Below are 7,396 nucleotides of genomic sequence, written 5' to 3'. Positions count from 1 at the left end.
CTGGGGACGCGCCGCTCATGATTGGAAGTCGGCCATGAACCAGTTCGCGATTCTTTATGAGGATCGATTCGTTCGACCATCCGTGTGAATTTCAACCCGCCTTGAACACGGAAATTCTGACACTCCCACAGCGCGACGCGCTCCGATGAGTGCGCATAGAGCACCACGTACTGCTCCAGGACAAATTCACGCAGATCCGGCAACGCGGCCTCGGCCGCAAGGCGTTGCACGCGTGCTAGGCGCAACCTCGCCTGGGCCGAGCGCGCAGCCAGGAACCGCACATGACGACCACATCCCGGCGACCAACCGAGCATCTGAACCATCTCAACAAGCTCCGCCTGGAGCCGCGCAAAACGTCTCGATGCCGTGTCCACATCCTGCTCGACAAGGAAACGTCGCGCTTCATCAAGCGTAACAAGGAAGTTGGGCGCCGCCTCGACAACTGCCCGGACCGTCACAGCTTCGTCGGCGTCGTCAACGCGCGCATCAAGTCATCGGTACCGACCACTTGGCCACCCAGCAACTCGTGCAAACCTGCTTCCGCCTCATCGAGCAGCACGAAGTTCGCGTGCTCAACCTCCAGCGCATGGTAGTAGTCAAGCTTCTTGGCATCGACGAGCGCAACAAAGGACGTGCCGTTTTTGGTGAGGACCTTCTCCGCACCGCCTACGACTTCGTCGGCCAATTCGGTCAGCCGCGCCCGCGCTTCACTAATCGGCACCACATCACACGCTCGCAAGCTCATCGCCACCTCCATTAACGTTTTTCGTACAACATCCATTAATAGACAGTGTAAGTCGAACTTGCTCTCGGGGCAATGACGCCGGCCATTCGACAGATAAGTGCTGCCGTACGCTCACCTAGCGTCCGATTTTCGCCCACCTGCCGGTCAAACGTCAGCGCCCGTTGCGTTGCATGTCCACAACCGTTCGCTAAGTCCGTTATGAGCCAACGTCCATTAAGTACATCAATGAGTACACCCCACTTCAAGCCAACCAAAAACTCCCTTTATAATCAATTATATGAATGTAAAGTGCGCGTCCTCTCCTGTTCCCCGTTTCAGATAGCGCTGTGGCGTGTCTCCAGACGTTTTCCTGAACATCGCAATGAATGCGTTCGAACTCTGGTAACCGGGCTCTGCCGCGATGGTCGGGACAGGCTGGTAGAGCGCCAGTCCTGTCACGACCTCCACGAGTCGCAACGGCTGTAGGTTCCTATCTGAACGTCCCTCTCGCCACCGCCCGACAAAAGGCCGAGGGGATGCGCCATGTGCTCGGACGCGGCGAGGATCCTTTCTCCCTCCGCATCGCGGCACAGGCAGCTGTCGCAGCCAAGCTTACGTTCGCGCAGTGCGCGGAACAGTACATCGCCATGCATAGTCCTGGGTGGAAAAACCCAAAGCATGTTGACCAGTGGACAAATACCCTCGAAACCTACGCGATGCCTATCATCGGCACGCTTGATGTCGCCCTCGTTGATACCCGGCATATCGTCCAGATCCTTGAACCGATCTGGCTCAGCAAAAACGAGACGGCATCCCGGATCCGTGGTCGCGTGGAACGGGTGCTCGCATGGGCCAAAACCCGCGGCCTGCGTACGGGCGACAATCCAGCGACCTGGCGCAATCATCTTGATACCCTCTTGCCCCGACCCACATCGGTACAACGGCAGCAACACCACGCGGCCCTGCCGTACAAAGATATCCACTCGTTTGTCATTGAGCTGCGGGCACAGCCTGGCGTGACCGCGCAAGCACTCGAGTTCACCATCCTGACTGCGACACGCACAGGTGAAGTCATCGCTGCCACCTGGGAGGAGATCAATCTGCGCGAGGCAGTATGGATCATTCCCAAAACGCGGATGAAGGCAAAGCGCGAACACCGGGTTCCCCTGTCCAATCGCGCGGTCGAACTTCTGAGGCAGATGAAGAAAACACGCAAGAGCGACTTTGTCTTCCCAGGATGGAAAGCGGAAACGGGTCTTTCGAACATGGCCATGCTTCAGTTTCTGCGCAAGGTCGGCTATTCAGACCTGACGGTTCACGGATTCCGGTCGACGTTCCGTGACTGGTGCGCCGAAATGACCACCTACCCTCGCGAGCTCGCTGAAGCAGCGCTGGCGCATACGTTGAGCAACAAGGCAGAAGCCGCCTACTTCCGCAGTGATATGTTCGAGAAGCGACGCGAAATGATGCAGGCCTGGTGCAATTACATCAATACAGCACCAGCTGAGGCACGGCCCCCTGCCCCCCCCGGGACCGACCGAGTCGAACCTTCGCGAGAGGCGGCGTCTATCTAGTCGATTCAGCGTACAGATGACGCGATAACTCGACACACGTCGCCAACCCTGCGTCCGCGGGACTCACTGGCGAGCAGACGCCGCGTGTGATGTCCCTCGCGGCCGAGTGCGAAAGGCCACAGTCGTCGACGTTTTCTGGTCAAATGGCTTGCCGATTGGCGCGTTCCCGCACATTCGCAGCCGTGGCGATCGGCAAGGCGATGAACTCCCGCTCCGACATTTCGAGGAATGCCTGCTGGAACGGCAGATAGAGCTGCACGATCCATTGTTCGTCATCTTTGCGTCCAGCGTACGGGTGCAGGATCTCGCCATCGAATCCGCACCGATCAAAGCGCAGCACGCCCCCGTTCGGGTAGGAACTTGCCCCTTCGAAGCGAGCATGCATCATGTGACTGACGACGTCATGTGGATAGCCAGGATGGCCCGACGTATCCGCCTCTTCGATTGCCGCGCGAATTGCATCCTCCGGCGTGAGATGGCAACGCTCCATCTCCCGTTCGTCAAACACCTCTTCCGTCGCGACGTACGGTGGCCCGCGATACCAGTTCGGATCGTCGTGCTCGAGACGCACAGCGACGATCGTGCGTGTACCGACATCGGAGCAGCGCCAACGGAAGCCGGCCGGACCGAGAAATTCGAGGTCGATATAGAAATCCGAATGCTTCATGGTGAGCGTGATGGGGCGACGAGATCCTATTGTCGCAGAGCCGGGGCGACGGAGTCACGAGCCGTATTCTCGCCTCGTATGAGCGTGCCGCACCGTCAGCGTACAACCAACGATACCAATTTAGCTGCTCACCATCCTCATCAGCTAACCGGCCAAAAGGCGGAAGATTTGTTACCCACCGGCAGAGATCCCCGGTAGCCCCTCCACAACACCCGCTGCCCCCATGCACGGCGGCAGCGTTGCTCGCATGTCAGAAATAAAGTATAATTTCTGACATGCGAGGTATCCATGAACACACTCCCCGAAGCCATACTGCTCCACTCCCGCTCCCTCCCCGAGGGCGGCGTGCTGTCGCCCAAAGAATTCCTGCATCTGGGAAGCCGCGCTGCGGTTGACCAGGCGTTTTCGCGCCTCAGCAAAGCCGGCAAGCTTATACGCGTAGCGCGTGGAACCTATGTAGCCCCCGTTTCCAGCCGGTTCGGCTCGCGCGCCCCTGCGTCGGAGAAGGTCGTAAAGGCCATGGCGGAGCTGAGCGGCGAAACCATCGCCCCGCACGGCGCCAGTGCTGCGAATGCACTCGGCTTGACCCAGCAGGTACCGACCCGGGAGGTCTATCTGACGTCAGGACGTACCCGGAAGTTGAAACTCGGTCGCTCGGAGTTGCTGGTCAAACACGCCCCCTGCTGGATGCTGGCTTTGGGTAACGGGCCAGCTGGCGCCGCGATCCGCGCACTGGCCTGGATGGGACCGACGCATGCCAGTGGCTCTCTAGCGGCACTGCACCGCACCCTTCCGGAAACGGAATGGCAAACGCTGACGTCCGCCCGAGCCATCTTACCGTCGTGGATGGCTCAGGCGATCGGTCAGGAAGCCGCGCATGGCTGAGAACTTTTTCAGTCTCAGCACGGACGACCGGCGCGAAGCGCTGGAATACGCCCGCGATCAAACGGGGCGCCCTGCGCATCTGCTTGAAAAAGACGTGTGGGTCGTGTGGACACTCCGCGCGCTCTTCGAGTCGAGCCTGTCCGCCGATCTCACCTTTAAAGGTGGTACGTCCTTGTCCAAGGCCTACAAGATCATCGATCGCTTCTCCGAAGATATTGACCTGACCTACGACATTCGCAAGCTGATACCGGATCTGATCAACGACGGTGGCGAACTGCCATCCAGCCGCAGCCAAGCCAGCAAATGGACGCAAGCCGTACGCCACCGGCTTCCTGACTGGATCAAAACGAACGTCCAGCCCGTCATTCAGGCATCGCTGGAACACGATCAGCTGAATGCACGGGTTGAGCTTGGGGGACAGGATAACGACAAACTGCTCTTGAGTTACCCTCCCCTCGCCGAGGGGACTGGCTACGTGGCACCGGTGATCACCCTGGAATTTGGCGCCCGTGCTACTGGAGAACCTCATCAGATCATGTCGGTCACGTGCGACATGGACGGGTATGTCCCCGAGGTGTCGTTTCCAACAGCGTCGCCGCTGGTCATGAGCCTCGCGCGGACTTTTTGGGAGAAAGCGACTGCAGCGCATGTGTACTGCGCACAAGGCCGCATCCGTGGCGAACGCTATGCCCGGCATTGGCATGATCTGGCGGCGATTGCGCGCAGTCCGCACTTCGACGAAGTCGTTGCCGATCGCGCTGTCGCGACCATGGTCGCCCAACACAAGTCCATCTTCTTCATTGAGAAAGACGCTAATGGCACAGTCATCGACTACGCCAACGCAGCACAGGGACGGCTACGGCTGGTCCCTGAAGACGATGCGCGCAAAGCCCTTGCGGAGGACTACGCCGCCATGCTGGACGACTCAATATTGCTCGTGGATGCTGCCCCCTTCGATCAACTCATGCAGACATGCGCCGACATCGAAAGCAGGATAAACAGAAGAGACGTGTGATTTAGCATGACATTCCATGCGCTGTTCTCGCTACAGTGCCGATGAGGTCCAATAGACCGGGAGCCAGACACATGGAAGGACAAAGCCCCGTCGTACGCACGTTTCCCAATCTTCTTTCGCATCGCATTGCCGCAGACCGTCACGTAGATGTGGTCGAATGCCAGTTGTCGTTTCGCGGTCCCGGCCGCCAACGCTTCACTGCAGTTAGCGAAACATGCAGCGGCGGAACCGCGATACCGTCACACAAAATACTCAGGTGTATAAGTCGAAACCTAATCAGTCCGGCCTGAATAATTCGTTTTGCGCGGCGTTAGCCCTCATGCCGTGAAGACGACAGTGGTCGAGCGGTTGAGCAAAGCGAACAGAACAAGGGCGCAAAGAAGCCGCAGCTTCCTGAGGATCATGCGCAGATTGTGGCCGGCGCCGCACAGGACGGCGTGAATTGCATCACCGAGTGCGCCTTTGAGCCAGTTCCGATCGAGTTTGCCGTCCGCCTTCATGTGACCGATGGCAGGCTCGATCGCGCTTCGCCGTCGGATCATCGCGCGCAGCCCGCGCGTGATACCGCGCCGCAATCCCGGGTGGTAGATCTTCACACCCTCAACGGCAACACCCTTGTAGCCGCGATCGACGATGGCGACTTCCGGCTTCACGTCGCTCAAGATCGCCGCTTGCTCCAACGCCTCAGCCAGCGTGTGACCGTCGTATGGGTTGCCCGGCATCGAGCGGGCACCTACCACGAGCCCCTCTTTGTGGGTCGTCGTGATCGACACTTTGACACCGAACTCGTACGGCGTGCGAGCCTTGCCCTTCGCCAAACACTCGACTTCCGGCGCATGCAGCGCGTACAGCTTGTTCTTGTCCTTCTGCCTTTGCGACAAGATTCGCTTGGTGCGGCCGATCAACTCGTGCAGCGCGCTGCGCCCAGTGTGGGCGACTGAATCGAGCTGACGCTCGACGTCACGCATGACTCGGCCAACGCGAGAGCGCAACGTGCGCAGAGCTTTCCTCATTCGCTTGTATTGCTTGGCGTGCGCGTAGCGGCTGATTTGGCTGGCCAGGCGCGGGGCCTCGCGATTGTAGTTCTGCCGCAATTTCAATCCGTGCCGCGCCGCAGCCTTCACCAGATGTTCGCGACACCGCTCGAGCAAGCGTGAATCAGTGGGATGGGCGATCGCTTTTTGCATGACCGTCGTGTCGACGATCACGTGCTTCACACTTGAGGCCTTGATCACACCGGCACGCTTGGCGGCTTCGATCGTCTCGGCCAGCAACTCTTCGACGCCGGCTTCGCCCAGACGCTTACGCCAGCGCGTGAGACTCGACGGATCAATCGGCGCTTCGGTCTGCAAGTACGTCTCGCCGGTGAAAACCTGCCAATACGGATTCTCCACCCATTGCCAGACGACTTCCTCGTCGGACAGGTCGAACGCATGCTGGAGGTACAGTAGGCCGGCGATTAGCCTTGGGGATGTGGCCGGTCTCCCTTTGCGCGATACGAAGCTCTCGCTCATCGACGCGCCCAATCGGTTCCAGTTGATCAGATCGGCCAAACCGACCAACGGATGCTTCAAATTGATCTGTTCACGCAGCGGTTGCCGGAAGAAATCTCCCTCCGTCACAGGCGCCTTCGGACCCATCCGCACCTCGTCAAAAAATGCAGGAATTACGCGTTAATATGCCCGCTTCCTGCAATTCCCTCAACCCCATTCAGAGCGCAAAGCCTTGCACCATAAGGCTTCGAGGATTGTTCAGGCTCGACTAATCAGTCAACGTCAGTTTGGTCTCAGACAGCGCGACCTCTCGTTGCCAATGGCTGTGATCGAAGTGCAACGGCCAGTCGCTCCCGGTCCTCGCCGACGCGTCGTAGGCCGACGTTCGACGAGGTTCTTTTGGACGCCAGCAATGTGGCGGGTGTTGACCGTGCAGGCGTCGCGCAGTGGGGACGGGCGTTTCCTGCATCCGCCAACTCACAGTTTCGACTCTGAGCGGACAACGATTTGACCTCACTGCCCGGCAGCTTCGAGACGATTTTGTTGATAAACTCTTCACAGAAGGGTTCAGCCGGTGTTTCAGGGGTCCTCTTACCCTCGACCGATAATTACGAGCGGTTTGTAGCGCGATCTCAGAGGTCGATTTTTAGCCAACTGGCTTCGTTTCCAACGAAAACTAGTTTTTCAACAGAATCAGACCACAGCGGCCATTCGCGCGAATGGATCGTCGATGAACAGATGCTTCGGGTCGGATTCGAGCGCCGGACGGCAAGTTTGAAAACTCATCTACCGTTCGACCGATCACCTTGACGGATAAGTGAGACGCAGAAATAGGACACGCTAGCGCACGACGGGGCATCTCGTCGCGAATTTCCACTGTTTCGGTATTCGCAAAGATGCTGCTCTGATGCGTCAAAACAACCGCCGGGGATTCGAATACAGTCGCTTCTCGTGTGACTGTTGAGGCTCATTCGTGCCCGCGATATAGCTCATCAAACTTGTCTATCGCTCTTCTTAGCGATCGCGCAGTAAATTATT

Annotated in this window: 7 protein-coding genes; 3 read left to right on the top strand and 4 right to left on the bottom strand. The window is 58.6% G+C overall.

Annotation, left to right across the window (positions count from 1 at the left end):
• Together F3J19_RS04005 and F3J19_RS04000 are read right to left on the bottom strand one after the other, a co-directional pair.
• The coding region (locus F3J19_RS04005; protein WP_167037936.1) for a hypothetical protein at window positions 1-458 on the bottom strand (458 nt) is incomplete at its 3' end.
• A complete protein-coding gene (locus F3J19_RS04000) occupies window positions 455-757 on the bottom strand; it encodes a type II toxin-antitoxin system prevent-host-death family antitoxin (protein WP_240158695.1) in 303 nt (100 codons plus the stop codon). The genes F3J19_RS04000 and F3J19_RS04005, both read right to left, overlap by 4 nt.
• 503 nt (window positions 758-1,260) lie before the next feature.
• On the opposite strand from F3J19_RS04000, the gene F3J19_RS03995 reads away from it, so the two are divergent.
• On the top strand, window positions 1,261-2,298 hold the full coding sequence (locus F3J19_RS03995; protein ID WP_167037933.1) for a site-specific integrase: 1,038 nt from the start codon (window positions 1,261-1,263) through the stop codon (window positions 2,296-2,298).
• Window positions 2,299-2,437: 139 nt separating this feature from the next.
• On the opposite strand, the gene F3J19_RS03990 is transcribed toward F3J19_RS03995, so the two are convergent.
• Window positions 2,438-2,965: a hypothetical protein gene (locus F3J19_RS03990; protein WP_167037930.1), complete on the bottom strand. Its 528-nt coding sequence runs from the start codon at window positions 2,963-2,965 to the stop codon at window positions 2,438-2,440.
• A 288-nt stretch (window positions 2,966-3,253) separates the two neighbouring features.
• Here F3J19_RS03990 and F3J19_RS03985 point away from each other — a divergent pair, with 288 nt between their 5' ends.
• On the top strand, window positions 3,254-3,850 hold the full coding sequence (locus F3J19_RS03985) for a DUF6088 family protein (protein WP_167037927.1): 597 nt from the start codon (window positions 3,254-3,256) through the stop codon (window positions 3,848-3,850).
• Window positions 3,843-4,865 carry a nucleotidyl transferase AbiEii/AbiGii toxin family protein gene (locus tag F3J19_RS03980; protein ID WP_167037924.1) on the top strand — a complete coding sequence of 341 codons (1,023 nt, stop codon included), beginning with the start codon at window positions 3,843-3,845 and terminating at the stop codon, window positions 4,863-4,865. The genes F3J19_RS03985 and F3J19_RS03980 overlap by 8 nt, the downstream gene beginning before the upstream one ends.
• A gap of 317 nt (window positions 4,866-5,182) precedes the next feature.
• Here the strand turns inward: F3J19_RS03980 and F3J19_RS03975 are convergent, their stop codons facing one another.
• Window positions 5,183-6,505, bottom strand: a complete 1,323-nt coding sequence (locus F3J19_RS03975; RefSeq protein ID WP_167037920.1) for an IS5 family transposase — start codon at window positions 6,503-6,505, stop codon at window positions 5,183-5,185.
• Window positions 6,506-7,396 lie beyond the last annotated feature (891 nt).

It is taken from the genome of Burkholderia sp. Ax-1724, from assembly GCF_011752995.1.
Classification (GTDB): domain Bacteria; phylum Pseudomonadota; class Gammaproteobacteria; order Burkholderiales; family Burkholderiaceae; genus Paraburkholderia.
Note: the sequence above shows the minus strand (reverse complement) of the source record. Positions and strands in the feature narration are given on the sequence as shown.